23 protein-coding genes are annotated in these 25863 nt (G+C 68.1%); 18 read left to right on the forward strand and 5 right to left on the reverse strand.

Annotated features, from left to right (window positions below; all coding sequences use genetic code 11):
• The first annotated feature begins 158 nt into the window (after positions 1-158).
• The 10 genes from ftsH to AC3IMC_RS10700 are packed head-to-tail and all read left to right on the forward strand — an operon-like array spanning position 159 to position 9180.
• The gene (gene ftsH, locus AC3IMC_RS10655; protein WP_490918526.1) at positions 159-2219 is read left to right on the forward strand and encodes an ATP-dependent zinc metalloprotease FtsH; all 2061 of its coding nucleotides are present in this window, start codon (positions 159-161) and stop codon (positions 2217-2219) included.
• A gap of 9 nt (positions 2220-2228) precedes the next feature.
• On the forward strand, positions 2229-2873 hold the full coding sequence (gene folE, locus AC3IMC_RS10660) for a GTP cyclohydrolase I FolE (protein ID WP_490918527.1): 645 nt from the start codon (positions 2229-2231) through the stop codon (positions 2871-2873).
• Positions 2874-2882: 9 nt separating this feature from the next.
• The gene (gene folP / locus AC3IMC_RS10665; protein ID WP_490918528.1) at positions 2883-3833 is read left to right on the forward strand and encodes a dihydropteroate synthase; all 951 of its coding nucleotides are present in this window, start codon (positions 2883-2885) and stop codon (positions 3831-3833) included.
• A gap of 14 nt (positions 3834-3847) precedes the next feature.
• Positions 3848-4219: a dihydroneopterin aldolase gene (folB, locus tag AC3IMC_RS10670; RefSeq protein WP_490918529.1), complete on the forward strand. Its 372-nt coding sequence runs from the start codon at positions 3848-3850 to the stop codon at positions 4217-4219.
• The gene (gene folK, locus AC3IMC_RS10675; protein WP_490918530.1) at positions 4216-4761 is read left to right on the forward strand and encodes a 2-amino-4-hydroxy-6-hydroxymethyldihydropteridine diphosphokinase; all 546 of its coding nucleotides are present in this window, start codon (positions 4216-4218) and stop codon (positions 4759-4761) included. The genes folB and folK overlap by 4 nt, the downstream gene beginning before the upstream one ends.
• Positions 4758-5306 carry a DUF3180 domain-containing protein gene (locus AC3IMC_RS10680; protein WP_490918532.1) on the forward strand — a complete coding sequence of 183 codons (549 nt, stop codon included), beginning with the start codon at positions 4758-4760 and terminating at the stop codon, positions 5304-5306. Before folK ends, AC3IMC_RS10680 begins: the two co-directional genes overlap by 4 nt.
• The gene (locus tag AC3IMC_RS10685) at positions 5287-5799 is read left to right on the forward strand and encodes a PH domain-containing protein (protein ID WP_490918533.1); all 513 of its coding nucleotides are present in this window, start codon (positions 5287-5289) and stop codon (positions 5797-5799) included. The genes AC3IMC_RS10680 and AC3IMC_RS10685 overlap by 20 nt, the downstream gene beginning before the upstream one ends.
• Complete coding sequence (locus tag AC3IMC_RS10690; protein ID WP_490918535.1) at positions 5796-7370, forward strand: PH domain-containing protein; 1575 nt, start codon at positions 5796-5798, stop codon at positions 7368-7370. Before AC3IMC_RS10685 ends, AC3IMC_RS10690 begins: the two co-directional genes overlap by 4 nt.
• Positions 7363-8256, forward strand: a complete 894-nt coding sequence (locus tag AC3IMC_RS10695; protein ID WP_490918537.1) for a Rossmann-like and DUF2520 domain-containing protein — start codon at positions 7363-7365, stop codon at positions 8254-8256. Before AC3IMC_RS10690 ends, AC3IMC_RS10695 begins: the two co-directional genes overlap by 8 nt.
• Positions 8257-9180 carry a 4-phosphopantoate--beta-alanine ligase gene (locus AC3IMC_RS10700; RefSeq protein WP_490918539.1) on the forward strand — a complete coding sequence of 308 codons (924 nt, stop codon included), beginning with the start codon at positions 8257-8259 and terminating at the stop codon, positions 9178-9180. It abuts the gene before it with no gap.
• 74 nt (positions 9181-9254) lie between these two features.
• Here AC3IMC_RS10700 and AC3IMC_RS10705 read toward each other — a convergent pair whose 3' ends face one another.
• On the reverse strand, positions 9255-9521 hold the full coding sequence (locus tag AC3IMC_RS10705; RefSeq protein ID WP_490918540.1) for a hypothetical protein: 267 nt from the start codon (positions 9519-9521) through the stop codon (positions 9255-9257).
• A gap of 172 nt (positions 9522-9693) precedes the next feature.
• On the opposite strand from AC3IMC_RS10705, the gene AC3IMC_RS10710 reads away from it, so the two are divergent.
• A complete protein-coding gene (locus tag AC3IMC_RS10710) occupies positions 9694-10284 on the forward strand; it encodes a TetR/AcrR family transcriptional regulator (RefSeq protein WP_490918694.1) in 591 nt (196 codons plus the stop codon).
• Between the two features lie 57 nt (positions 10285-10341).
• Here the strand turns inward: AC3IMC_RS10710 and AC3IMC_RS10715 are convergent, their stop codons facing one another.
• Positions 10342-12045 (reverse strand): HNH endonuclease signature motif containing protein, encoded by a 1704-nt coding sequence (locus tag AC3IMC_RS10715; RefSeq protein WP_490918541.1) that lies wholly within the window; start codon positions 12043-12045, stop codon positions 10342-10344.
• A 262-nt stretch (positions 12046-12307) separates the two neighbouring features.
• Between AC3IMC_RS10715 and AC3IMC_RS10720 the strand changes: the two genes are divergently transcribed.
• Positions 12308-12874 carry a type 1 glutamine amidotransferase domain-containing protein gene (locus tag AC3IMC_RS10720; RefSeq protein WP_056337507.1) on the forward strand — a complete coding sequence of 189 codons (567 nt, stop codon included), beginning with the start codon at positions 12308-12310 and terminating at the stop codon, positions 12872-12874.
• A gap of 128 nt (positions 12875-13002) precedes the next feature.
• Positions 13003-14475 carry a DHA2 family efflux MFS transporter permease subunit gene (locus tag AC3IMC_RS10725; RefSeq protein ID WP_490918542.1) on the forward strand — a complete coding sequence of 491 codons (1473 nt, stop codon included), beginning with the start codon at positions 13003-13005 and terminating at the stop codon, positions 14473-14475.
• Here the strand turns inward: AC3IMC_RS10725 and AC3IMC_RS10730 are convergent.
• Both AC3IMC_RS10730 and AC3IMC_RS10735 read right to left on the reverse strand, forming a co-directional pair.
• The gene (locus AC3IMC_RS10730) at positions 14472-15308 is read right to left on the reverse strand and encodes an alpha/beta fold hydrolase (protein ID WP_490918543.1); all 837 of its coding nucleotides are present in this window, start codon (positions 15306-15308) and stop codon (positions 14472-14474) included. The two genes, AC3IMC_RS10725 and AC3IMC_RS10730, sit on opposite strands and share 4 nt — an antisense overlap.
• 57 nt (positions 15309-15365) lie before the next feature.
• The gene (locus AC3IMC_RS10735) at positions 15366-16037 is read right to left on the reverse strand and encodes a TetR/AcrR family transcriptional regulator (protein WP_490918544.1); all 672 of its coding nucleotides are present in this window, start codon (positions 16035-16037) and stop codon (positions 15366-15368) included.
• Between the two features lie 228 nt (positions 16038-16265).
• Here AC3IMC_RS10735 and AC3IMC_RS10740 point away from each other — a divergent pair, with 228 nt between their 5' ends.
• From AC3IMC_RS10740 to atzF, 5 genes are read left to right on the forward strand one after another with little or no spacing between them, the layout of a single operon-like run.
• Positions 16266-17768 carry an amino acid permease gene (locus tag AC3IMC_RS10740; RefSeq protein ID WP_490918545.1) on the forward strand — a complete coding sequence of 501 codons (1503 nt, stop codon included), beginning with the start codon at positions 16266-16268 and terminating at the stop codon, positions 17766-17768.
• Between the two features lie 44 nt (positions 17769-17812).
• Positions 17813-18703, forward strand: a complete 891-nt coding sequence (locus AC3IMC_RS10745) for an urea amidolyase associated protein UAAP1 (RefSeq protein ID WP_490918546.1) — start codon at positions 17813-17815, stop codon at positions 18701-18703.
• On the forward strand, positions 18700-19377 hold the full coding sequence (locus AC3IMC_RS10750; RefSeq protein ID WP_490918547.1) for an urea amidolyase associated protein UAAP2: 678 nt from the start codon (positions 18700-18702) through the stop codon (positions 19375-19377). The genes AC3IMC_RS10745 and AC3IMC_RS10750 overlap by 4 nt, the downstream gene beginning before the upstream one ends.
• Positions 19374-23087 (forward strand): urea carboxylase, encoded by a 3714-nt coding sequence (gene uca / locus AC3IMC_RS10755; protein ID WP_490918548.1) that lies wholly within the window; start codon positions 19374-19376, stop codon positions 23085-23087. Before AC3IMC_RS10750 ends, uca begins: the two co-directional genes overlap by 4 nt.
• On the forward strand, positions 23084-24931 hold the full coding sequence (gene atzF, locus AC3IMC_RS10760; RefSeq protein WP_490918549.1) for an allophanate hydrolase: 1848 nt from the start codon (positions 23084-23086) through the stop codon (positions 24929-24931). The genes uca and atzF overlap by 4 nt, the downstream gene beginning before the upstream one ends.
• On the opposite strand, the gene AC3IMC_RS10765 is transcribed toward atzF, so the two are convergent.
• Complete coding sequence (locus tag AC3IMC_RS10765) at positions 24909-25841, reverse strand: alpha/beta fold hydrolase (RefSeq protein WP_490918550.1); 933 nt, start codon at positions 25839-25841, stop codon at positions 24909-24911. The genes atzF and AC3IMC_RS10765 overlap by 23 nt on opposite strands.
• Positions 25842-25863 lie beyond the last annotated feature (22 nt).

Below are 25863 nucleotides of genomic sequence, written 5' to 3' on the forward strand. Positions count from 1 at the left end.
GCCGTCTTAAAGCGCTACGCCCAAAGGGAACTTTTGCTTTTCACTATGCGTGATGTACTCCGGACGGTGTATAGCTAGAAGCTGACGCAGCACCATCACGCGCGCAGACTACTCGCCGTGCAGCACTACCGGAAGGGACGGGGCCAGCCCCCGAACAGATGAAAGCTAAGAACTTCTTCAAAGGCCCGGGCATCTGGATCGTCGTCGTGGTCGGTCTGCTCCTGGTGGCTTTTGCAACGCTCGCCCCCGGCGGTGCGTCACGGATCGATACCGACAAGGGCCTGGAACTGCTCTCCGGCAACAAGGTGGAGCAGGCGAAGATCTTCGACGGCGAGAACCGCGTTGACCTCACGCTGAAGGACAACCTGAACCTGGACGGGCAGGACAAAGGCAAGAGCGTCCAGTTCTTCTTCGTGGATGCCCGCGCCCAGGACGTGGTGAAGGCTGTCACCGACGCCAAGCCGGCCCAGGGCTTCACCGACCAGCCGATCGAGAGCAACTGGTTCTCCGGCCTGCTGTCCCTGCTGATCCCCGTCATCCTGCTCGGCGCCCTCTTCTGGTTCCTGATGACCCGCATGCAGGGTGGCGGCTCCAAGATCATGCAGTTCGGCAAGTCCAAGGCCAAGATGGTCAGCAAGGACATGCCGCAGGTGACCTTCGCCGATGTCGCGGGTGCCGACGAAGCAGTGGAGGAACTGCAGGAGATCAAGGAATTCCTGCAGGAACCGGCAAAGTTCCAGGCGGTTGGTGCCAAGATCCCCAAGGGCGTGCTGCTGTACGGCCCTCCGGGTACCGGTAAGACCCTGCTGGCCCGTGCGGTTGCCGGTGAAGCGGGCGTCCCCTTCTTCTCCATCTCGGGCTCGGACTTCGTGGAAATGTTCGTCGGCGTCGGCGCCTCCCGCGTCCGCGACCTCTTCGAACAGGCCAAGGCGAACTCCCCGGCCATCATCTTCGTGGATGAAATCGACGCCGTAGGCCGCCACCGCGGCGCCGGCATCGGCGGCGGCAACGACGAACGCGAGCAGACCCTGAACCAGCTGCTGGTGGAAATGGACGGCTTCGACGTCAAGACCAACGTCATCCTGATCGCCGCCACCAACCGGCCCGATGTCCTGGACCCGGCGCTGCTGCGTCCCGGCCGTTTCGACCGCCAGGTCTCCGTGGAGGCACCGGACCTGATCGGCCGCGACCAGATCCTGCAGGTGCACGCCAAGGGCAAGCCGATGGCGCCCGGCGTGGACCTCAAAGCCGTTGCGAAGAAGACTCCCGGGTACACCGGCGCGGATCTCGCCAACGTCCTCAACGAGGCGGCGCTGCTGACGGCCCGCTCCAACGCCAACCTGATCGACGACCGTGCCCTGGACGAGGCGATCGACCGCGTCATGGCGGGCCCGCAGAAGCGAAGCCGCGTCATGAAGGAGCACGAGCGCAAGATCACCGCGTACCACGAGGGCGGCCACGCGCTTGTTGCCGCCGCGTTGCGGAACTCCGCGCCGGTCACCAAGATCACCATCCTTCCCCGCGGCCGCGCCCTGGGCTACACCATGGTGGTTCCGGAGAACGACAAGTACTCCGTCACCCGCAACGAGCTCCTGGACCAGATGGCCTACGCCATGGGCGGGCGCGTTGCCGAGGAGATCGTGTTCCACGATCCGTCCACCGGCGCCTCCAATGACATCGAAAAGGCCACCGGCACCGCGCGCAAGATGGTCACCGAGTACGGCATGAGCGAACGCGTTGGTGCTGTCCGCCTCGGCCAGGGCGGTGGCGAACCCTTCCTGGGCCGGGACGCCGGTCACGAGCGCAACTACTCCGACCAGATCGCCTATGTGGTGGATGAGGAAGTGCGCCGCCTGATCGACCAGGCCCATGACGAGGCGTACGCCATCCTCACGGAAAACCGCGACATCCTGGACCTCCTCGCCCTGGAACTGCTGGAACGCGAGACCCTTAACCAGGCCGAAATCGCCGACATCTTCCGCGACGTCCGCAAGCGCGACTTCCGCGAAGTGTGGCTGTCCAAGGAGACCCGCCCGGTCCTTGCAGGCCCCGTGGAGACCCGCCAGGAGCGGGCTGAACGCGAAGCCCAGGAAGAGGCCAAGAGGGCCAGGCTGGACGAGCCGCTGGACGCCCAGCCCCCGCACGCGCAGGGCGTTTCCGAGGATGCCCCGTTCCGGGGAGGGACCCCCGAGTCGGGTCCTGACACCCTTCGCGGCTAAGCTTTCCCTGTGAATTCCTTCGACGACGACGACGTTTCCGCCTCCGCCGGATCCCTGGCGGAGGTCGGTTCCCCCCATCCCAAAGCCGGCAAAGTGGACAAGCCAAGGATTGAAGCGGCTGTCCGCGAGATCCTTCTGGCTATTGGCGAGGATCCGGACCGCGGCGGCCTGATTGACACCCCGAAGCGGGTGGCCAAGGCCTACGCCGAGGTGTTTGCCGGGCTGCACCACGACCCCGCCGACGTCCTGTCCACCACCTTTGACCTGGACCACGAAGAGCTGGTCCTGGTCAAGGACATCCCGTTCTACTCCACCTGCGAGCACCACCTGGTGCCGTTCCACGGGGTGGCCCATGTGGGCTACATTCCGTCACATGACGGCCGGGTCACAGGGCTCAGCAAGCTGGCCCGGCTGGTGGATATCTACGCCCGCCGCCCGCAGGTGCAGGAGCGCCTGACCACTGAGATCGTCGAAGCGATGGTTCGCCACCTTAAGCCCCGGGGCGCCATCGTCGTTGTTGAATGCGAACACATGTGCATGTCGATGCGCGGTATCCGCAAGCCCGGAGCGAAGACCGTCACCAGCGCGGTCCGCGGGCAGCTTCATGACCCGGCCACCCGTGCCGAAGCCATGAGCCTCATCCTCGGAAGGTAACCACAGACCATGGACTCACTCGCTGCAGCCCCCGGAACGGGGCCCGCAACCTCGCCGTTGCCCATCCTGCGCAAGCCGCGCCCGGCGGCGCGTTTCCAGGACCTCCCCACCGACCGCACCCTGGTCATGGGGATCCTGAACGTCACGCCCGATTCCTTCAGCGACGGCGGCAAGCACGCGACGGCGGACACCGCCATCGCAGCCGGCCTGCGCATGTTCTATGCGGGCGCCGACATCATTGACGTGGGCGGTGAATCCACCCGCCCGGGAGCAGACGACGTCACCCCGGACGAAGAGCAGCGGCGCGTGCTGCCGGTGATCGAGGCGCTGGTGAAGGCCGGAGCCCTGGTCAGCATCGACACCACGCATGCCTCCACCGCAGCCGCTGCACTGAAGGCCGGTGCGGCCATCATCAACGACGTCTCCGGGCTGACCATCGAACCCGAGATGGTGGAGCTCGTGGCAGCGTCCAAGGCGCCCTACGTCCTCACGCACCGCCGCGGGGACGCCAGGACGATGAACTCGCTCGCCGAGTACACGGACGTGGCCGGGGAAGTGGTGGCGGAGCTGGCAGGAGTGCGCGACAAGCTGTACGCAGCCGGCGTCGGGCCGGAACAGATCATCATCGACCCGGGCCTGGGGTTCGCCAAGAATGATGCGCAGAACTGGGAACTGCTCCAGAACCTGGACCAGCTGGACAGCCTGGGCCACAAGGTCCTGGTGGCTGCCTCCCGCAAGCGTTTCCTTGGCACGCTCCTGACCGTTGCCGGCAAGTCTGCCGCTCCCGATGAACGGGACGGCGCCACCGCTGCGATCACGGCGATCAGCGCCTACCGCGGTGCCTGGGCCGTGCGCGTGCACGACGTCGGTTCCAGCCTCGACGCCGTGAAGGTCGCGGCCCGCATGGGAGCAGCACCCAAGGCTGCCGCACCCAGTTCCGAAGCACCCAGAACCACCTAGGGCCGGGGGACCCCATGGACAGGATTACGCTGACCGGTGTGACCGCCGTTGGCCATCACGGTGTGTTTGACTTCGAACGCCGGGAGGGCCAGCCCTTTGTGGTGGATGCGGTGCTACACCTCGACTTCACCAAGGCGGCGGAGTCCGACGACGTCCTGGACACCGCGCACTATGGCGAGGTGGCGCAGCGTATTACTGACTGGATTTCTGGGGAACCCCTGAACCTTATCGAGGCACTGGCTGTGCGCATCGCCGACAGCCTGCTCCGCGAGTTCCCGCTCCTGGCAGTGGACGTCACAGTGCACAAGCCGCAGGCCCCCATTGAGGTTCCGTTCGGCGACGTCGCAGTGACCGTCCATCGCGATGCACCAGGGGTGCGCTCATGAACGGAATCTACACCAAGGCCGTGCTGGCCCTGGGCAGCAACCTCGGGGAACGCAACGAGACCCTGACCGAGGCCGTGGCGGACCTCGTGGATCCTCCGGAAGTCCGTCTCCTTGCCGTTTCGCCGGTTGTCCAGACGAAGGCCGTGGGCGGCCCCGCGGGGCAGCCGGACTTCCTGAACATGGTCATCACCGTGGAAACCTGTCTGTCCCCGCAGGAGCTGCTGGACCACTGCCAGGCGGTGGAAAACAAGCACCACCGTGTCAGGGAGGTGCACTGGGGGCCGCGGACGCTCGACGTCGACATCATCACCTACGGCGACATCCGCAGCGACGATCCCGGCCTCACCCTCCCGCACCCGCGAGCGGCTTCCCGCGCCTTCGTCCTCTATCCGTGGTCACTCATTGAGCCGTCGGCCACGCTGGATGGTGAACGCATCAGCGCCCTTGCGGCCCGGGCGGACGATTTCGGCGACCTTGCCCCGTTTGATGGTTTTGGCGACTTCGACGGCATGCCCACGGCGGGAGCGGTGGAGGAACGATGAAACCGGTCAATCCGCTGCGCCTGATGCTGATCGGCGTCATCCTCGCGGTGGCGGGCTGGTCGGCAACGGTGGTCACCAGCCGCTACGGCATGTCCACGCCGGTGCTGCCCCCCACCGCGCTGGCCACCATGGCCGTGATCGTCATCATCACGCTGGTCCTGGGGATCCGGGTCCTGCGGTGGCGCAACAGCCACAAGCCCGGGAGTAAGGCGAAGAAGACTCAGCTGGACCCGCTTCTGGCCGCCCGGACCCTCGTCCTGGCGCAGGCCTGCGCCTACGCGGGGACCGTGCTGCTGGGCTGGCATGTGGGGATCTTCCTGGACCAGCTGAGGATTTGGAGCCTGCGCAGCGACCAGGGCATCACCTGGCTGGCCCTGGTCATGGCCGGCGGCGGCCTGGTGATGATCGTGGTGGGCCTGGTGGTGGAGCGGTTCTGCCGCATTCCCCCGGAGGACGGAGACGCCACCGGCGTGGAGGGGAAGAAGGGCCGCGCTGCACGTGGTGAGGCCGCCGGGGAAGGCGAGTATGCATACCGAGGCGATTGACCCGCCCGGTATCGCCTGGCAGCGGGTGTCACCCAAATATGTGACGGTGCGGCTGGTGGAGTGGGCCGCTGCCAACCTTGCCACCATCCTGGTCCTGTCCCTTCCGCTGGTTTTCGTACTTCTAGGCTGGTGGTCCTGGCCGCCGCTGTGGCTTGCCATCGCCGTGCCTGCCGTGATGCTGGTCGTCGCGCTGTGGCGGCTGGCGTTGATTCCGCGGCAGGTCCGCGCCATCGGCTACGCGGAGCGCGACGACGACCTCCTGATCAGGAGCGGCATCTTCTTCCAGCGCGCCATGGCCGTGCCGTACGGCCGGATGCAGTACGTCGACATCGCGGTGGGGCCCGTGGAACGCGGCCTTGGCCTCTGCACGCTGAAGCTGCACACAGCCTCGCCCGGCACCAACGCACGCATCCCCGGCCTGCCGGCAGCAGAGGGGGCACGCCTCCGCGAGCAGCTGGCTGCGCGCGGCGAAGCCAGGCTGGCAGGGCTGTGACCGCTGACGGCCAGCTGCCCGCGGTGCCAAGTAAACCGGCCAGCCAGGAAGCGCTGGGAACGCCCGACGACGAATGGCGGCGCGTGCACCCTGCCTCGCCGTTTGTGCGGGGCTGGGTTGCGCTGGCCGCCATCGTGTTCTTCTTCGGCCGGGACATCTTCGAACGCCTCCTGCAGGGACAGCCCATCTTCGAGGAGGGCCTGGCCCGGCGCGCCCCGTGGCTCCTGGCGGGCGGCGGGGCTGTGCTCGCCGTGGCGGTGGCGGGCTTCGTCCTCACCTGGTACTTCACCAAGTACCAGGTGTCCGGAGGCTATGTGCGGGTGGACAGCGGGCTGCTGTTCCGCCAGCACCGCCAGGCCCGGCTGGACCGGGTGCAGGCGATCGACATCGAGCAGCCCCTGCTGGCCCGTATCTTCGGCCTGGCCGAGCTCAAGTTCGAGGTGGCCGACGCCGGGGAATCGGCGGTGCGCCTGGCCTACCTGCGGATCGAGGACGCCCGCCGGCTTCGCGCCACCATCCTCGCCCGGGCCTCAGGCGCCGTTCCCGCAGCGGAGCACCCCGGCAGCCACGCACCCGAGGCGCCGGAATACCAGGTACTCAGCGTGCCGCCGTCGCGCCTTATCGGTTCGCTGCTGCTGAGCGAGCAAAGCTTCTTCGTGGTGCTGGGCGGCGGCGCGTCCGTGGTGCTGTCCGCCGTGACGGACAACCGGGCCTTCTACTTCTATCTGGTTCCTGCAGCACTGGGCCTCGCGGCCAACTATTGGAACCTTTTCAGCAAAGGCTACAACTTCACCGCCGCCATCTCGCCCGACGGGATCCGCCTGCGGTACGGGCTGCTGGACACCCAGGCCCAGACGCTCCCGCCCGGCCGGATCCAGGCGCTGAAGATTGCCCAGCCACCGCTGTGGCGTCCGTTCGGCTGGTACCGGGTGCAGGTCAACGTGGCCGGGTACGGCTTAGCCGGGAGCGCGGCTGCGGGGAACACCAGGACCACCTTGCTGCCCGTGGGCAAGCTCGCCGATGCCCTGAACATCCTCGCGCTCGTGCTGCCGGATCCCGGAACCGCCCAACCGGACACGGTGTTCGGGGCCGGACTCGCCGGAAGGGATTCCGACGGCGGATTCGTCACCACGCCGCGCCGGGCCCGGCTGCTGGCACCGCTGGCATGGCGCCGGAACGGTTTCACGGCGACCGGGACGGCCCTGTTGATCCGCTCGGGCCGCTGGTGGCGTGAGCTGGTGGTGGTCCCGCACCAGCGGACGCAGTCGATGGCACTGCACCAAGGCCCCCTGGCGCGCCGCTTCCGGGTGGCGGACCTGGTCCTGCACACCACGGCAGGACCCGTATCCCCGAGGCTGGTCCACGCAGGGCTGGATGAGGCGAGGCAGCTCTTCGACGACCAGGCCGCCCGCGCCCGGCTGGCCCGGAAGCGGCAGACAACGGAACAATGGCTTCGGCAGGTGGTCCCGCCGGCAGTGGAAGGCCCGCCGGGCCTCCCGGGCGTGGCCGTCGCGGGCACCGCGCCCGCTGCCCCGACCAACCAGCAACAGGAAGGCCCACAGCATGGCTAAGCCCGGACGCCTTGGCGTCGGAATCATCGGCGCAGGAAGGGTCGGCGCCGTGCTTGGCGCTGCCTTGCGCGCAGCCGAGCATGCCGTCGTCGGGGTCTCAGCGGTATCCGAGGCCAGCCGTGATCGGGCCGAGGCGCTGCTGCCCGGCGTCCCCGTCCTGGAGGTCCAGGACATTGTGGAGCGGGCCGAACTGGTGCTGCTGGCCGTGCCGGACGACGCCCTGCCGGACCTCGTGGAGGGCTTGGCGAAGCTGGGGGCCTGGCAGCCCGGCCAGCTGGTTGCGCATACCTCCGGCCGGTTCGGCGTGGGCGTGCTGCGCCCGGTCCGTGCCGCGGGGGCTGTTCCCCTGGCACTGCACCCGGCCATGACATTCACCGGCATGAGCCTGGACCTGACGCGCCTGCTCGACTGCACGTTCGGGGTGACCGCTGACGCGGCGATGCTTCCCATCGCTCAGGCGCTGGTGGTGGAGATGGGCGCCGAGCCGGTGGTCATCGCCGAGGCCGACCGGACCCTCTACCACGCGGCGCTGGCGCACGGTTCCAACCACCTGGTCACCCTGGTGGCCCAGTCATCGCAGTTGCTGCGCGAAGTGGGCGTGGAGCTGCCCGAGCGCATGCTGGGTCCGCTGCTGCGCGCAACGCTGGAGAACGCGCTGGCCTCGGGCGAGTCCGCCCTGACCGGGCCGGTGGCCCGCGGCGACGTGGGAACGGTGCGCGCCCACGCGGAGGCGTTGCGGGAGTACGACGGCGGCGGGCGCGGTGACGTGCTCGAAGCCTACCTTGCGATGGCGCGCGCCACGGCCCGGCGGGCTGAAGGGCGCGGGCTGCTGAAACCCGACCAGCTGCAAGGTTTGCACGAGGCCCTCGATCCGAAGGAAGACTGAATGTCCATTCAACTCGTCACCACAGTGGCCGGCCTGAAGGCAGAGAGCGCCCGCCTCCTCCGTTCCCGTCAGGGCGTCTCGCAGGGGCTGGTGCCCACCATGGGCGCACTCCATGAAGGCCATGCCGCCCTGGCGCGCACCGCCGTCGAACACAATGACGTGGTGGTGGCAAGCATCTTCGTCAACCCCCTCCAGTTCGGCGATGCCGTGGACCTGGACCGCTACCCGAGGACCCTGGAGGCGGACCTGGCTCTGTTGGAGGAACAGGGCGTGGACCTGGTCTTCGCGCCCTCCGTGGAGGAGGTGTATCCGGGCGGCCAACCACTGGTCCGGGTCACCTCGGGCCGGCTCGGGGAGAAGTGGGAGGGGGCCTCCCGGCCGGGCCACTTCGATGGGGCACTGACCGTGGTGGCCAAACTGCTGCACTATGGCATGCCCGCGGCGGGCCTTCCCGAGGGTCGCGACGGGGATGGCGGGGCTGCCCTGCCCGCGTACCGGGCCTATTTCGGACAGAAGGACGCCCAGCAGCTGGCGCTGGTGCGGCGTATGGCGGCAGACCTGAATTTTCCGGTGGAAATAGTGGGCGTGCCCACCGTGCGTTCGGACGACGGCCTGGCCCTGTCCAGCCGCAACAGGTTCCTGTCAGGGGAAGAGCGGGAAGCGGCGCTGGTCCTGTCCCGGGCATTGCGGCTGCTGGAGGAACGGGCCAACGCGCACGAGCCGCTGGACCTCGATTCCGCCCAGGCAATGATCGAGTCCCAGCCCCTGGTGGCGTTGGACTATTTCGACGTGGTGGATCCGGGCAGCCTGGAACCGCTGGCCGAGAACTGCAGGGAAACGCCCTTCCGGGGAGAAGCGCTGGCACTGATCGCCGCGAAGGTGGGCCCGGTGCGGCTGATCGACAACATGCCGCTGAGTTCCTAGCTGCGGAGCGGGCCCCCGTTGGCCCGGAGGCAGGCCAGGGCTGGACGCAGGGCTGGCCTAAATGCAGGGCTGGCCTAGATGCCGGGCCTCTCGCGGCTGGTCATGAGCTGTTCGAGGAGCGCGCGTTCCGGGCGGCCGGGATTGCGGGCGACGCAAAGGCGGAGGCGGTTCCGGACGGGTTCGTCGGCCGGGTCCTTGCTGCACAGCAGTTCATCGATGATTTCCTGCGCCTGCCATCGGAGCGACTCGATGGCGAACTGCCGGATCTCGGCCGGCGTCTCGGTGGACATCCAGGGATCAGGATCCGAGGGCACGGTCTGGAACATCCGCTCTGCTGTCATCGGGGCCTCCTTGCACCAATCCGAAGCGGCCGATGGTTGGCCTCCGCGGCGTTTGAGAGCACTGCGCGTGGTCAACACTACAGCGGGAAAGACCAGTCTGTCTCCCCCGGGAGTAGACTCACGTTCTATGAGTACAGAGGCGAAGGTCCCGTTGTCCTCCGCATCTTCGGAAATGGTGGCGCCGGAAAGCCACACCAACTCTGTGGAGCGGATCCTGGCGGTGGCCTACGACCTGTTCTCACGCCGGGGAATCCGTGATGTGGGCGTCAATGAGCTCATTGAGCGCTCAGGCGTAGCCAAGGCCACCTTCTACAGGCACTTCCCCTCCAAGGACTCGCTTGTCCTGGCATTCCTGGAGCAGCGGGACAAGCTCTGGACCGTCGAAGCGATCGTGACCCAGGCGCGTCGCCGTGGAAGGACTCCGGTTGAGCGCCTGCTGGCGATTTTCGACGTGCTGGGGGAGTGGTTCCAGCGCGAGGACTTCGAGGGGAGTACTTTCATCCACGTTCTGCTGGAGATGGGACCCTCCCATCCGCTGGGCCGGGCCAGCATCGATTATCTGGCAAAGCTGCGCGGGCATGTTAAGGCGCTGGCGGAGGAAGCGGAACTGACAAGCCCCGACGAGTTCGCCCGTTCCTGGCAGATCCTGATGAAGGGTTCGATCATTTCGGCCACTGGCGGCGACCTGCAGGCTGCTAAGCGCGCGCAGCAAATGGCCGGATGGCTGATCGAGCACCATACGGCCCGGCCGGAGGCACGGTAGCGGCGGCCCGGCTACCTTCCGGCCCAGTTGCGCTCGTGCCTGGGCGTTCCTTCCGGGTCATCTGCCGGCCACAGCAAGGTTCCCAACCAGGACGAATGGCTTCTCGAAGAATTCGGCCCATTCTGGGTCGTCCGGGGAGAAATCGTTGAGGTCGATGAGCCCTCCATTATCGGGTTCCCATTGGGCAGGATCGAGGGCCTCCCTCTGGGCAGGAGATTTCACCTGCCCGGGCGGTGCCCACTGGGGCATTCCCCACGGCTTCCAATCTTCGGCGCCAACATAGCCCTCGCCCCTCGCCGCAAAGCTTAGCGACCGCGGCCAGTGGGTTGGTTCTGGGTCGTGTTGTTCGGCTGGGTAGGTGCGGCCGGTGGGTGAGGTCCAGCCGGGTGGTTCGTTGGTGGTGGCGGGGGTGGGGGTCCAGCCGGTGCTGTGTTTCAGCCGGTGGTGCTTCGGGCAGAGTTGTCCCAGGTTGGCGGCGCCGGTGGCGCCGCCGTGTTGCCAGGCGGTGAGGTGGTCGGTGTCGTTGTCGGGGGTGCAGTTGCTGCAGCCGGGGAAGGTGCACTTGCTGTCCCGCATCCTGATCCAGCGTTTGATGGCCTCCGTGAGCCGGTAGCTCTTCCGGCCGATCTCCAAGGGCGCCCCGTCCCTTGGGTCGACGAGGACCCGGTAGAACGAGTCGACGCCGTCGGCGAGAAGTCTGCGGGCCATGGAGGCCGGGATCGGTCCGTGGCCGTCGAGGATCGCGGGTTCCTCGGTGACGCCGAGGAGTGCGAACACCGGCACGGTGACCAGCACATCGGCCCTTGGGACGGGGACCTGGCCGAGGGGCGTGGTTCCTGGTTGCGGGGAACTGCCATCGCCGGAGCCGGTGTCGCCGGAGCTCGTGTCGCCGGAGCTGACGGTTCCGGCGCCGAGGAGCACGCTGGCGACGATGTCGGGGCGGAGCTGGGTGATGGTGCGGGGTTCGTCGGGGCCTTGGAGGCCGCGGGCGATGGCGGTGGTGCGGTTCCAGATCGCGCTGGCGGTGTCGCCGGGGAGGTGGAGCGTTATCCGGGCCATGCCGTCCCGGTCGGGCCGGTACTCCATGCGCCGGTCCGCGGCGCCTTTGGCGTGCCGCTTCTCCAAAGATTCGGGGTGGTGGCGTTCGCGCCAGGCGCGGGCTTTGGCCCTGAACCGTGACGGCACCAGCTTCCCGGGGGCGGCGCTGCGGGCCGGGTTCGGTGCTCCGGGGTCGAAGAAGTGCGCCACCAAAGACGCAGCACCGGCAGGGCTCAGGCCCTCGGTTTCCTCCACGACGACCCTGGCGTGCTGCCACGACACCGCCCCGGCAGCCAGGGCCTCCAGGACCGGCGGCAGCGAGCAGACCTGCTGCGACTGGTGAACGAACGCGCCCGCGGCCGCGGAGCTGATGGTCAGGACCCCGGCAATCTCCTCCACCGCGGACAGCTCGGCGTACGTGCGCTCGGGCAGGGACGCGTCCGGAGGGGTCATCGCCTGCTGGATCCGGATGGAATCGGCCGCGTCCCGCGCCTTCGCCGCGGCAATCATTGCCTCCAGCTTCGAATACCCGGCCAGCCGTTCCAGCCGGATCTCGTACTGCCGCTGCAACACATCCACACCAGCGCCGGCACTGTCACCGTCGGCGTCAGCGGAAGCAAGCGCAGCCTCCTCCAGGAACAGGGAATCAAGGGCAGCAACAGAGGCATGAACACCCTCCATCCCCGCCCCTGATCCGCTCACTGCACCGCCGCTGATTCCCATACGAACATCATCCAGCGAGGCACTGACATTCTGACTTGCGCCGGTCCACCACCCATGCAGGTAAGCCAAAAGACCCGAGCCGCCCCCGCCGTCGTACGCTGCCCAGTGGCTGCGCACCTGCTGCACATTCCAGCTCCAGGACAAATAATCAGCTTGCTTATCACTTTCATACTTCCTAGGCTGGAAACTGTCAGGCAAACAACTCTCGAAGCGGGCCTCCGTGCGCCAAAAAGCGCGGTCCCGCCTCAAGCGAGGAGGAAGAATGTCAGAGCACAGCATCGCAGGCAAGAAGGTCGCATTCCTTTTGACTGACGGCGTCGAGCAGGTGGAGCTCACGAGCCCTTGGCAGGCAGTGAAGGACGCCGGCGGCGAGCCCACCCTGGTGGCACCGAAGAGCGGCAAGCTGCAGGGGTACAACGGTACAGAGAAGGGTGACACCTTCGACGTCGACCTCACCGTGGCAGAGGCCAACGCCTCCGACTTCGACGCGCTGGTCCTTCCCGGCGGCGTCGTCAACGCGGACCACCTGCGGGTGGACAAGGACGCGCAGAGCTTCACCCGCAGCTTCTTCGAACAGCACAAGCCGGTGGCCTCCATCTGCCACGGACCATGGCTGCTGATTGAGGCCGGCGTCATCAGGGGCCGGAACGTTACGTCCTACTTCACCCTTGAAACCGACCTGAAGAACGCCGGGGCCAATTGGACGGACCAGGAAGTGGTGGTTGACCAGGGCCTGGTGACCAGCCGAAACCCGGATGACCTGCCGGCGTTCAACAACAAGCTGGTGGAGGAAATCTCCGAGGGCCAGCACGCCGGCCAGACGGCCTAGAACCCCCGGCTGTTCCCTCAGGGTTTGGAAAAAATACCCGTGCGGAGGAATTACTCCAGCGGGTAGAGTGTTGGCATCTGCAGCGGCGCTGACCGCGCACCACTCACCAAAACCCTGAGGGAACACCCATGTCTACCGAAGCCTCTCCGAACGCCAAGGGCCAGGCCGTCCAGAGCCAAGGAACCGAGGCCGCCGCGCCGGAGAAGATGTCCCGGGAGGCAGTCACCATCATCAGCACGCTGCTGGTGGCGACGTTCGTAGTGATCCTGAACGAGACCATCATGAACGTCGCCCTGCAGCGGCTCATGGTGGACCTCCGGGTGGACCCGCCAACAGTCCAGTGGCTATCCACCGGCTTCATGCTCACCATGGCTGTGGTCATCCCCACCACCGGATTCATCCTCCAGAGTTTGTCCACGCGCGCTGTCTTCATGCTGGCGATGGGCCTGTTTGCCAGCGGCACCGCCCTGGCTGCAGCGGCGCCCGGGTTCGAAGTCCTGCTGCTGGCACGCATCATCCAGGCCGGCGGCACCGCCATCATGCTGCCGCTGCTGATGACCACCATCCTCACCCTGGTTCCGCTGGCCAAGCGCGGGGCGGTCATGGGCAATGTCAGCATCGCGATCTCCGTCGCGCCGGCCATGGGCCCCACCGTCTCAGGCCTCATCCTGGAGCATTTCACCTGGCGGTTCATGTTCGTGTTCGTGCTGCCGGTGGCCCTTGCGGCGCTGGCCATTGGAGCGAAATACCTGACCAACGTGGGCGAGACTGAAAAAGCCCGGCTGGACGCGCTGTCCGTCATCCTTACCGTGCCGGCGTTCGGCGGCCTGGTCTACGGGCTCAGCCAAATCGGCGGCGGCCACGGCGGCCAGGCCGGTCCCGGCGCTGCAGCAATCGCAGCACTGGTCATCGGCGTCGCTGCCCTGGCAGTCTTCGTGCTCCGCCAGGTCCGGCTCCAGAAGGCGGCCGCGCCGCTGCTGGACCTGCGTGCCTTCAACTTCCGGATGTTCACCGTGTCCGTCCTGCTGATGGTGGTGGCCATGATGGCACTGTTCGGCGGGGTCATCCTGCTGCCGCTGTACCTGCAGGAAATCCGGGGCCTCGGCTCGCTGGAGACCGGCCTGGCGCTGCTTCCCGGCGGTCTCGCCATGGGCCTGCTTGGTCCGGTCATCGGCCGGGCATTCGACAAGGTGGGCCCGCTGCCACTCACCGTCAGCGGCTCCATCCTCATGGTGGTGACGCTCTGGCAGTTCTCAATGCTCGACGCCGGCACGGCGGTCTGGTGGATCGTCACCCTCCACGTGGGCCTGAGTTTCGGCCTGGCGCTGCTCTTCACCCCGGCCTTCACCACCGGGCTGAACCCGCTGCCCCCGCACCTCTACTCCCACGGTTCGGCGATCATGAGCACCACCCAGCAGGTGGCAGGCGCCGCTGGCACGGCCCTGCTGGTGTCCATCTTCGCCGTGGTGAGCGCGACGTCGGGACTCGTCGCCGGAATGAGCGCCGCCTTCCTGACCGCAACCGTCATAGCGCTTGCCGCCGTCGTGCTTTCGGCAATGATGCGCAAGACCGAGGGCGCCGGCCACGGTCCTGCGCACTAGCCGGCGAAGAAGTCGCGCAGTTCCTTGATCAGCTTGTCCGGGGCCTTGATGGCGCCGTCATGGCCGAAGCCCGGCAGGATGGTGTAGCTGGATCCGGAGAGCACGTCGTGGATCTGGCCGCAGGCGATGCCGAAGTAGGCCGGACTCTTTTCGCCCACGACGATCAGTGTCTCCAAAGGGAGGTCCAGGAACGGCTCCGCCGGCATGTCGGCGGCAATGATCGCCTTGATTTCGCGGACGCCGGTGCGCATCAGCTCGCGCTGCTGCTTACCCTCAGTAGTGCCGGCGGTCAGCTTGTTGGCCAGGGTCAGCATGGACAGCGGCATGCGTGAGGAGAACGCGCCGCCCGCCTCGAGGCCGCGCTGGATGACCGCAAGGGCGCGGTCGTCATCCTTGGCGGCGATCGCCTTCTCGTACTCGGCGATCCAGTCGGCGGTCACGCTGCCGTTCACTGAGACCGCGGGGTCATAGACGGCCAGCCGTTCCACCGGCAGCGTCCGGGCCGCGTGCAGGGCCACCGCGCCGCCAAAGCTGTGGCCGAAGACGTCGGTGCTCGACGTGTGCTTCATGACGGTATCGAGGTCGCGGATGTCCACATCGAGGGTGTAATCCTCGGGCTGCGGTGATGACGAGCCGCGCCCGCGCCGGTTGAAGGTGTGCACCGGCCGGCCCAGGGAAGAGCTCAGCTTCTGGGCGAACTTGGTGTAGTCGGCGGCCGTCACCATGGAGGGCGGCACCACCACCACGCCCGAACCTGCCGAAGCCAGTTCCGTGCCGGTGGAGAAGAGCTCCACAGTGCCGCCGTCGGGGGTCCTGATGTTCTCTCGCGTCATGGTCCGAGCCTAGCCGAGCAAGCCGGGTAGGGGCATAACGGACGCGGGGACCAGGGGCTAGGCGATCCGGCTGATCAGGGCTTGGCTCGCAGCCCGGATGGCCGGCAGCTGTCCGCCGAGCCCGCAAAGGATGAGCCCGGCGTCAGCGGCCTGCGCCGCAGAGTCGCTGCTGGCCATCCCGTCCGCCCGGAGGTAGATCAGGGACTCGACCAGGCGGAACGTTAAATCTCCGCCGTCCGGGCCGCCGGCGGCGGTGGAAAGGCCGGCGCCCAATTGACCGTATAGACGACGGAGTTCCTGGCGGTCGGCCAGGAACCGGGCAAAGCGGGTGCTCCTGACTTCCGGCAGGTGGTAGAGGACGCCGAGGTTCCAGCGCGCGGTGCACAGCTGGGTGCCGTCGTAAAGCGCGACGGCGTGCAGCCGGCTTCCAGCCGGGCCTTCGCTTTCCGAGCTGCCTGCAGGGAGCCCCGCCACCGCACGCGCGAACTTCAGGCCCCCGGACACAGTCCCCTCCAGGAGGTCCTCGAGGATGTCGTCCTTGGTTTTGAAGTGGTGGTACAGGGACGACTGCCGGATACCCACGGCATCCGCGATGGACCGCGTGGAGGTGCTGGCGAAGCCTTGGGTGGTGAACAGCTCGGCCGCGGCATCGAGGATTTCCTCGCGGGCGGTGGCGCCCGGGCGTGAGGGCTGCTGATGGCGGGGGCGTCCCGGTCCGGCTGAAGTCACGGCATCATTCTTGCACCGCTGCCGCCAGCCGCGAGGCCCGGGTTGTGCTGGTGAGGGGACGGAAATCTGGTCGAAACATGATGTCTATCCGCCTTTTACAGAGGTGAAACTGTTTGGGGACATCCCGCTGGAAAACTATCAATTGACCGGTAATCAGCAGCCTTCGGCCGAGTGCTGCGATACCGGGAGGCTCTGCCCCACAATCCCTTTCCAGCCCGGAGATTCCCGATGACTTCAACCGTTCTCCCCACCGTCCACCAGGACGATGCAGACCTGACGTCCCTTGGCTACCAGCCCACGCTCCACCGAAAGCTCGGCCGCTATGCTTCCTTTGCCGCCGGATTCTCTTTCGTTTCGATCCTGACCACCATCTTCCAGCTCTTCGCGTTCGGCTACTCCTTCGCCGGCCCGGCATTCTTTTGGACCTGGCCCGTGGTCCTGGTGGGGCAGCTGCTGGTTGCCCTGAATTTCGCCGAACTCGCTGCCCGCTACCCCCTGTCAGGCGCTGTCTACCAGTGGGCACGCCGCGTCGGCGGGGAGGGGATCGGCTGGTTCGCCGGCTGGTTCATGGCCATCGCGCAGGTGGTCACCGCCGCTGCCGCCGCCATCGCCCTGCAGGTGGTCCTGCCCCAGCTCTGGGACGGATTCCAGGTGGTGGGCGGCGACCCGGCCCTCAACACCGTCACCGGCGCCGCGAACGCCGTCGTGCTCGGGGCTGTCCTCCTGGTGGCAACCACCGTCATCAACTCCCTCGGCGTCAAGCTCATGGCGCACGTGAACTCGGTGGGCGTGACCTGCGAGATCGTTGGCGTCGCGGCCGTGATCCTGGCCCTGGTCAGCGCCGCGCAGCGTGGGCCGGACGTGGTTGCCGACACCACCCTGCTGCAGGGCTCCGACCTCGGCGCCGTGGGCGCCTTCCTGGTATCGGGCCTGATGGCCGCCTACGTGATGGTGGGCTTCAACTCCGCCGGGGAGCTGTCGGAAGAAACCAAGGACCCGCGCCGGACGGCACCGCGGACCATCCTCTCCGCTCTCCTCATCTCCGGCATCGGCGGTGCGCTGATGATCATCACCGCACTGATGGCCGCACCCAGCCTCGACGACGGCCGGCTTGCCACCGAGGGCCTGCCCTATGTCCTCACCGCCGTGCTGGGCACCTTCTGGGGCAAGGTCCTGCTGGTGGACGTCGCGATCGCCATCTTCGTCTGCACCCTGGCGATCCAGACCGCCGGTTCCCGCCTGGTGTTCTCCATGGCCCGCGACGGCAAGCTCCCGGCGTCGCGCCTCCTCTCCTCCGTCCACCCCAGCCGCGGGACGCCCATGTGGCCCTCCATCGTCATCGGGGCACTGGCCGTGGGCGTGCTGGCCATCAACGTGGGAAACGCGGCCCTGTTCACCACCCTCTGCAGCGTCTGCATCGTGATGGTCTACCTCGCGTACCTCCTGGTCACCGTCCCGCAGCTGGCCAACCGCCTCCGCGGCGACTGGGACCGGGTGGGACAGGCCATGCCCGCGGGCCTCTTCTCCCTGGGCCGCTGGGGCCTGCCGGTCAACATCCTCGCCGTCCTCTACGGCGCCGTCATGGTGGTCAACCTGGCCTGGCCGCGGCCCGAGGTGTACGACCCCTCCGGTGAGAACGGCATCCTCCTGTGGTCCGCGCCCCTCATGGTGGCCGCCGTCCTGCTTCTGGGCCTTTGGGTCCGCCACCGGAACCTGGCAGCCAAGGCCTGAGCCCCAAGAACAACGTTGACCCCAAGAACCAGCACAGGACTGACATGACACAGACCATCGAAACCCCCGCAACCGGCACGGCAGTTACCGGCACGGCCACCACCGCAGGCGCGCGCGCCCACGCCAGGGAACAGCACGGCAAGACCGCCGAGACTATGCGCTTCGTACCGGCGGCGTCGGCCCCGGCCCGCCTTTTGGCCGGAATGCCCGACGGCGCGTCCCCCACATGGGCGGAATCCCTCGCCTTTGGCCGCTACGCCACCATGGCGCTGGCCCGCGGCACCCGGATCCGGCTCACGGACGCCGCCGGCGACGCCTGCGTGCACGCCCTCCTGTACCGAACCGGTGCACCGCACGAACGCCTGAACGCGGCGGACACCGTTAAAGTCCCATGGCAGGCCTACCCCGGTGCCGGGCACCCGCTGCTGTCCGACGCCGGACGCCTGATGGCCACCATTGTCACCGACACCTCCAACCGCCACGACGCACTCACCGGCGCCACCACGCTCGCCGGAAACACCGCCCGCTACGGCGCCGGCACCGCCCACAGCACCTCTCCGGCCGCCCGCGAACTGCTCACCCTCGGCGCACTGAAAAACGGCCTGGGCACGCGGGACGTGGCGCCGTCGCTCTCCTTCTTCAAGGGCATCGCGGTTGACCCCGCCGGGAGCATCACCTTCACCGGAAGCGCCGGGCCGGGTGCCGCCGTCGAACTCCTGCTCCAGGTGGACGCCGTGCTGGTCCTGGCCAACACCGCGCACCCGCTGGACCCCCGCCCGGATTTCACCGGAACAGCAGTGGACATCGTGGCCTGGCACGCACCGCAGGACCTCGCCGCGCTGGAAGCCGGAACCCTCACCGGTCCGCTGGCCCCCGAACACCTGCAGGCCCTCCGCAACACCGAACACGACCTCACCGCAAGGAACGCCCAATGAACACCGCCATGGACACCGCGACCATTCCGGACGCCGCCGAAACCGCACTCACCCCCGGCAGCGTGGTCCTGGACGAATTCGTCGAAGCACGCGGCCCCTGGTCCGCGGTGGTAGCCGCCGGTGACGTCCTGACCATCGTTGACCTGGAAGGCAACCAGGCCGTGGACTGCCTGCTGTACGCCGCGGCGGACACCACCGTCCGCTACTCCGCCCCGGCAACCATCGCGGCCCAGCAGTCGATCGTTCTCACCACGGGCTCGGTCCTGAGGGCCGACACCGGCACGCCACTGATGACCGTGGTGGCGGACGAGGTGGGCGTGCACGACACCATCGGCGGCGCCTGCTCGCAGGAATCCAACACCCTCCGCTACGGCCAGCACACCCGCGAGCAGCACGCCTGCGTGGAGAACTTCCTGATCGAGGGTTCGCGCTGGGGCCTGGGCAAGCGGGACCTGGTGTCCAACATCAACTGGTTCATGAATGTCCCCGTTGATCCGGACGGCGCCCTGGGCATCGTTGACGGACTGTCCGCCGCGGGCAAGCGCGTGGCTTTGAAGGCGGAGGTGGACACCCTGGTGCTCGTCTCCAACTGCCCGCAGGTCAACAACCCCTGCAACGGTTTCAATCCCACCCCCGTCCGCATGATCGTCACCCGGCCGGAGGCTGCGCTGTGAACAAGTTCGACACGCTCCTGGTGGCCAACCGCGGTGAAATCGCCTGCCGGATCATCGACTCCGCCAAGCAACTGGGCCTGCGCACGGTTGCAGTGTTTTCCGAAGCGGACCGCGGCGCCAAGCACGTCCGGCTCGCCGACGAAGCCGTGCTCCTGGGCCCCGCCCCGGCCAAGGAGTCCTACCTCCGGGTCGAGGCAATCCTCGAGGCCGCCAAGTCCACCGGGGCAGGCGCCATCCACCCCGGCTACGGCTTCCTGTCCGAGGACGCAGCCTTCGCCGAAGCGGTCGAAGCAGCCGGGCTGGTCTTCGTGGGGCCCACCCCCGAGCAGTTGCGCATCTTCGGCACCAAGCACACAGCGCGCGACGCCGCTAAGGCCGCCGGGGTGCCCATGATCGCCGGTTCCGGGCTGCTGGAGGACGCGGACGCCGCCGTCGCGGCTTCGGCAACCATCGGTTTCCCGCTGATGCTCAAGGCCACCGGCGGTGGCGGCGGCATCGGCATGACGGTGTGCCGCAACGAGGCCGAACTCGCCGAAAGCTTCCCGCGCGTGGCCCGGCTGGCCGGTGCCAGCTTCGGAACCGCGGGCGTCTTCGCCGAACGGTATGTTGAAAACGCCCGGCACATCGAGGTCCAGGTGTTCGGCGACGGCGAAGGCCGGGTGGTGAGCCTCGGCGACCGCGACTGCTCCCTCCAGCGCCGCCACCAGAAGGTCCTCGAAGAAGCCCCGGCTCCCGGCCTGCCGGATGCACTGCGCGAAGAACTCCACCGCACCTCCCGCGCCCTCTGCGCCTCCCTGAACTACCGCTCCGCGGGAACCGTCGAGTTTGTCTACGACTCCGCCAGGAAGGAAGCGTCGTTCCTGGAGGTCAACGCCCGGCTTCAGGTGGAACACCCCGTCACCGAAGCTGTCACCGGTGTCGACCTGGTGGCATGGATGCTCCGCCTGGCCCAGGGCGGCCTGGAGGCGAAGGCCGTCCTCGCCGAAGTGCCGGATGCCCTTCCCGTGACCGGCCACGCCGTGGAGGCCCGGGTGTACGCAGAGGACCCGGCCCGGGGCTTCCAGCCCAGCGCCGGCACCATCACCAACGCCGCCTACCCGGCCGCACCAGAAGCAAGGGTGGACGCCTGGGCGGAAACCGGAACCGAGGTCTCCACCAACTACGACCCCCTCCTGGGCAAGATCATCACGTCCGGCGCAGACCGCACCGAAGCCTTGGACCGGCTGGCCAACGCGCTCGAAAGCACCCGGATCGATGGCATCGAGACCAACCTCGGGATGCTCCGCGCCGCCACCGCTCTTGACGTAGTCCGCTGCGTCGAGCACTCCACCAGCACACTGGACCACGTGGGTGACCCGGAGCCGCGCATCACAGTAGAGCGCCCAGGCCTGCAGACCAGCGTGCAGGACTGGCCCGGCCGCGCCGGCCTCTGGCAGATCGGCGTCCCGCCGAGCGGTCCCATGGACGATCTTTCCTTCCGGCTTGGCAACACCGCGCTGGGCAACCCGGAAGGCGCCCCCGGCCTGGAATTCACCATGACCGGCCCCAGCCTGGTGTTCACCCACCCCACCACGGTCTGCGTGACCGGCGCGGACGTCACGGTGACAGTTGACGGGAAGGAGGTGCCCGCCTGGACCCCCATCACAGTCCCGGCCGGAGGAACGCTCGACGTCGGCCCGGCCGCCGGCAAGGGCCTGCGCGGCTACATCCTGTTCCAGGGCGGCCTGGACATCCCCGAATACCTGGGCAGCGCCTCCACCTTCACCCTCGGCCAGTTCGGCGGCCACGCCGGCCGCGTCCTGCGTGCCGGGGACGTGCTGCGCACCGTGAAGTCCGCCGCCGAGGATGCAGTGACGGCAGCAGTCCCGCTGGACAGCCGCCCCGCCCTGGCCTCCACCTGGGAACTGACTGTGACGGAAGGCCCGCACGGCGCCCCCGAATTCTTCCAGCGTGAAGACATCGAAGAACTGTATGCCGCCGAATATGAGGTCCACTTCAACTCTGCCCGCACCGGCGTCCGGCTCACCGGCCCCAAGCCGCGCTGGGCCCGGACCGACGGCGGCGAGGCAGGGCTGCACCCGTCCAACATCCACGACACCGCCTACTCGGTGGGCGCGCTGGACTTCACCGGCGACACCCCCATCCTGCTTGGCCCGGACGGACCCAGCCTGGGCGGGTTCGTCTGCCCGGTCACCGTGGTGACGGCCGACCGCTGGAAGCTGGGCCAGCTACGGCCGGGGGACAAGGTACGGTTCGTGCCAGTCAAGGCCAGCCAGGCGGCGTCGGCCAGGGACCTGGGACCCGGCCGGCAGCTGGTGCTTCCGGGCGACGCCGGCTGGTCGGCGAACCCCTCGCTGGGCTCCCCGGCGCGTTCGCTCCGGGGGGATGGCGACGACGGCGTGCTGGGCCGGGTGCCGGAAGGTTCCGGCCGTCCCGCGGTCACCTACCGCCGCTCCGGTGACGACAACCTGCTGGTCGAATATGGCGAGATGGTGCTGGATCTTGGCCTTCGGGCCAGGGTGCACGCTTTGCACCGGCACCTCGAGCAACTCCGGGTGCCCGGGATTGTGGACCTCACGCCGGGCATCCGGTCCCTGCAGATCAAGGTTGACCCGTCCGTCCTGTCCACCACCCGGCTGCTGGACCTGGTCCAGGAAGTCGAGGCCGCCCTGCCCGCGAGTTCCGAACTGGTGGTTCCCAGCCGCACAGTCCGGCTGCCGCTGTCCTGGGATGATCCCGCCACCCGCGAAGCGATTGAACGCTACATGGCCGGCGTCCGCGACGACGCACCGTGGTGCCCGTGGAATATCGAGTTCATCCGCCGGATCAACGGCCTGGACTCCGTCAACGACGTCTTCGACACCGTCTTCAATGCCGAATACCTGGTGCTGGGCCTGGGCGACGTGTACCTGGGCGCGCCGGTGGCCACCCCACTGGACCCCCGCCACCGCCTGGTCACCACCAAGTACAACCCGGCCCGGACTTGGACGCCGGAGAACGCCGTGGGCATCGGCGGCGCCTACATGTGCATCTACGGCATGGAAGGCCCGGGCGGCTACCAGTTCGTGGGCCGCACCACCCAGGTATGGTCCCGCTACGCGGATTCCGCCCCGTTCGAGCCCGGGTCCCCGTGGCTGCTGCGCTTCTTCGACCGGATCTCCTGGTACCCGGTCAGCCCGGAAGAACTCCTGGACCTGCGGGCCGACATGTCCGCCGGGCGTGGCCGCGGCGTCGAGATCGAGGACGGCACCTTCTCCCTGGCCGAGCACGAGGCATTCCTGGCTGCGAACCGCGGGTCGATCGAGCTGTTCCGGGAAAAGCAGGGTGCGGCCTTCGCCGTGGAGCGGCAGGCCTGGGCCGACGCCGGCGAGTTCGACCGGGCGGAGGCGTTGGCTGCCGTGGTGTCGCCGGTTGTGGACGACGTGGAGGTCCCCGAAGGAGGCTCGCTGGTCTCGGCACCGTTTGCCGCGAGCGTCTGGAAGGTGGACGTGGCGGAAGGCGACCGGGTGGCCAAGGGCCAGCCGCTGGTTTCCCTGGAGGCGATGAAGATGGAAACCGTCCTTGAAGCACCGTGCGACGGCGTGGTGCTCCGCGTCCTGCCGGCCGCCGGATCACAGGTGGTTTCGGGCGAGGCTGTGGTGGTCCTGGGCGGAATCGACGCTGCAACTGCGGAGCTGGAAGCACTGGATCTGGAAGAAGCAACGGTATGAGCACCACCATCACCGGCAGCGCCACCCGCCGGCTCGAGGCAGCGCTGGCAGGCATCGACGCCGTGGACCGCCCCGAAATCTGGATCACCCTCCGCGGCGCCGACGAACTCCTGGCCGAAGCTGCCGGAATCGATGCCGCGGTGGCAGGCGGCGCGGTCCTGCCGCTGGCCGGGCTGCTGCTCGCCGTCAAGAACAACGTGGACGTGGCCGGCATCCCCACCACGGCGGCCTGCCCGGGCTTCGCCTACACGCCGGACGAGGACGCCGAAGCCGTGGCCCGGCTCCGCGCCGCCGGCGCCCTGGTCCTGGGTGCCACCAACCTGGACCAGTTCGCCACCGGCTTGGTGGGCACCCGCAGCCCCCACGGCGCGGTCCGGGACTCCCGCCGGCCCGGGTTCATCTCCGGCGGTTCCAGTTCCGGTTCAGCGGTAGCCGTGGCACTTGGCCTCGCGGACATTGCCATTGGAACCGACACGGCCGGCTCGGGCCGGGTGCCGGCCGGCCTGCAGGGAATTGTGGGCATCAAACCGACCCTGAATGTGGTGTCCACTGCAGGCGTGGTGCCCGCCTGCCGGTCCTGGGACGCCGTCACGATCTTTGCCCGGAACCTGGCCACGGCAGAGCTCGCCATGGGCGTGATGGCTGGAGGATCCCGTGCCTGGCCGGCGGACGTCCGGCTGGCTGCCCCGGAAAGGCCGCGGGTTGCCTACCCCGCCACCCTGCCGGCGCTTCCGGAAGCCTGGGCCGCGGAATTCCACCGCAACGTGGACCGCCTGAAGGCGCTGGGCGTGGAAGCAGAGGCCATTGAGTTTGACGAGTTCCTCCAGGCAGCCCGCCTGCTCTACGATGGGGGACTGGTGGCAGAGCGTTTCGCCGCAGTTGGCAGCTTCCTGGCGAAGCACGACGGCGTCACCGACGTGGAGGCGGGCATCGACCCCACCGTAGCGGGTATCGTCCGCGCGGCGGGCACAGTGCCCGCGCACCAGTACGTGGCAGACACCGCCCGGCTGGAGGAACTAAAGGGCAAGGCCATGGCCAGGCTTGAGGGCTTTGATGCCCTGCTGGTTCCCACCGCGCCGTTCCACCCCACCCTTGAAAAAGTCGCCGCGGACCCGGTGGGCGTGAACTCCCTGATGGGCACTTACACGAACTTCTGCAACCTGTTCGACCTGTGTGCCGTGGCAGTGCCTGCCGGGGAAGTGGACGGTGCCCAGTTCGGACTCACGGTGGTGGCCCGGACGTTCGACGACGCTGTTGCCGCCGATATTGCCCGGCGGGTCGAAAATACCCCCGCGGTGCCGGGACTCTTCGCGGCCGGGGCAGCACCGGAGGCAAAGGCGGAAGCCGGCCAGCCGCCGTCGTCCGTTCCCTGGCCGCTGGCGGCGGGTGCCGTGGCCGTGCCCCTGGTGGTGGTGGGCGCGCACCGCAAGGGCCAGCCGCTGGCGCCGCAACTGGAGGAGCTCGGGGCTCTTTGGGACGGTCCGGTACGCACGGCGGCGCGCTACCGCATGGTGGCACTGGACACCGTGCCGCCGAAACCGGGCGTGTACCGGTCTGACGACGGCGCAGAGCTGGCAGGGGAGCGGTGGCTGCTGTCCCCGGCGGCCTTGGGGACGTTTTTGGCATCCCTTCCCGAACCCATGCTGCTCGGTTCCGTGCAGCTGGCGGACGGCACCTCCGCCGTCGGATTCGCTTGCGACGCTGTTGCTGCTGCGGGCGGGGAGGACATCACCGCCTGGGGCGACTGGCTGGCGGACCGAAGCGTGCAACCGAGGCCCCGTACGGTGTGGCAGGACCTTGGGGAAGCGGCGCTGGCAGGATTCAGCCGCGGGGACCGGGGATAGCGTCAGCCTGCTCCGGTCGGGAATCACCGTCCGGGCGGGAGTCCCCGTCCGGACGTCCGTCCTTGAAGTAGGCAGCGATAGCCTCCACCAGTTCCTTCACTGCCGCCGGGATGGACCCGTGGAAGCACTTGGGGGAGAGCTGGAAAGTGCTGCCAGGGACCGCCGCGTGCAGCCGCTCGGCCGTCACCCGGTAGTAGCCGGGACTCTTGCCTCCGGCCATGAAGAGGGTCCCGGGAGGCAGCACGCTGAAGTCCCGGGCGTGGTCCTTTTCGTCATAAGCCGCGCGTAGTTCGCCCACACCGCTGGGCATCACCTGCCGGAAGATCCTGTTCACCTTCGTCCGGGACAGGACCGCCATCAGGCCGGCCAGGACCGGCTCGGGGATCCTGGCCATGGCCGACCCCGGGCTGGTGGCCTTCTTCATGTGTGCCAGGGCGTGGCCCACATTCCCTTTGTTGACAGCTTCCTCGAATCCGTCCAGCCACCTGGTGTCGATGCTGCCATCGATGTTCACGGCCGCGTCGTACACGGCCAGCTTGTCCGGAACCAACGGGGTCCCGGTGAACTCCTGCACCGCGTTCAGCGCCACCGATCCGCCAAGGCTGTGGCCCAGGATGTTCCGGGCGCCAGTGGCGGTGAGGACAGTGCGGACATCCTCGATCTCCGTAGCCATGGAGTAGTCGGCGGGCTGCTCGGAGGAACTGCCGCGCCCCCTGCGGTCATAGACGTCAACTGCCCAGCCGTCGCCCAGGGCCTTCGCCAGCGCAAGGGAGAACGGACGGTAGATCAGGGCCGTGAGGAACGCGCCGCCGATCAGCAGCACCCTCTTGTCGCCCGGCGCATCCTCGGTGCCGTAGCTGTACAAAGCCAGCCTGCCGCCGTCGTGCGTTGGAAGTACCCGTTCTTTCACCCTCCCCATCCTAGGCAGGCAC

Source organism: Arthrobacter sp. E70 (genome assembly GCF_058266945.1).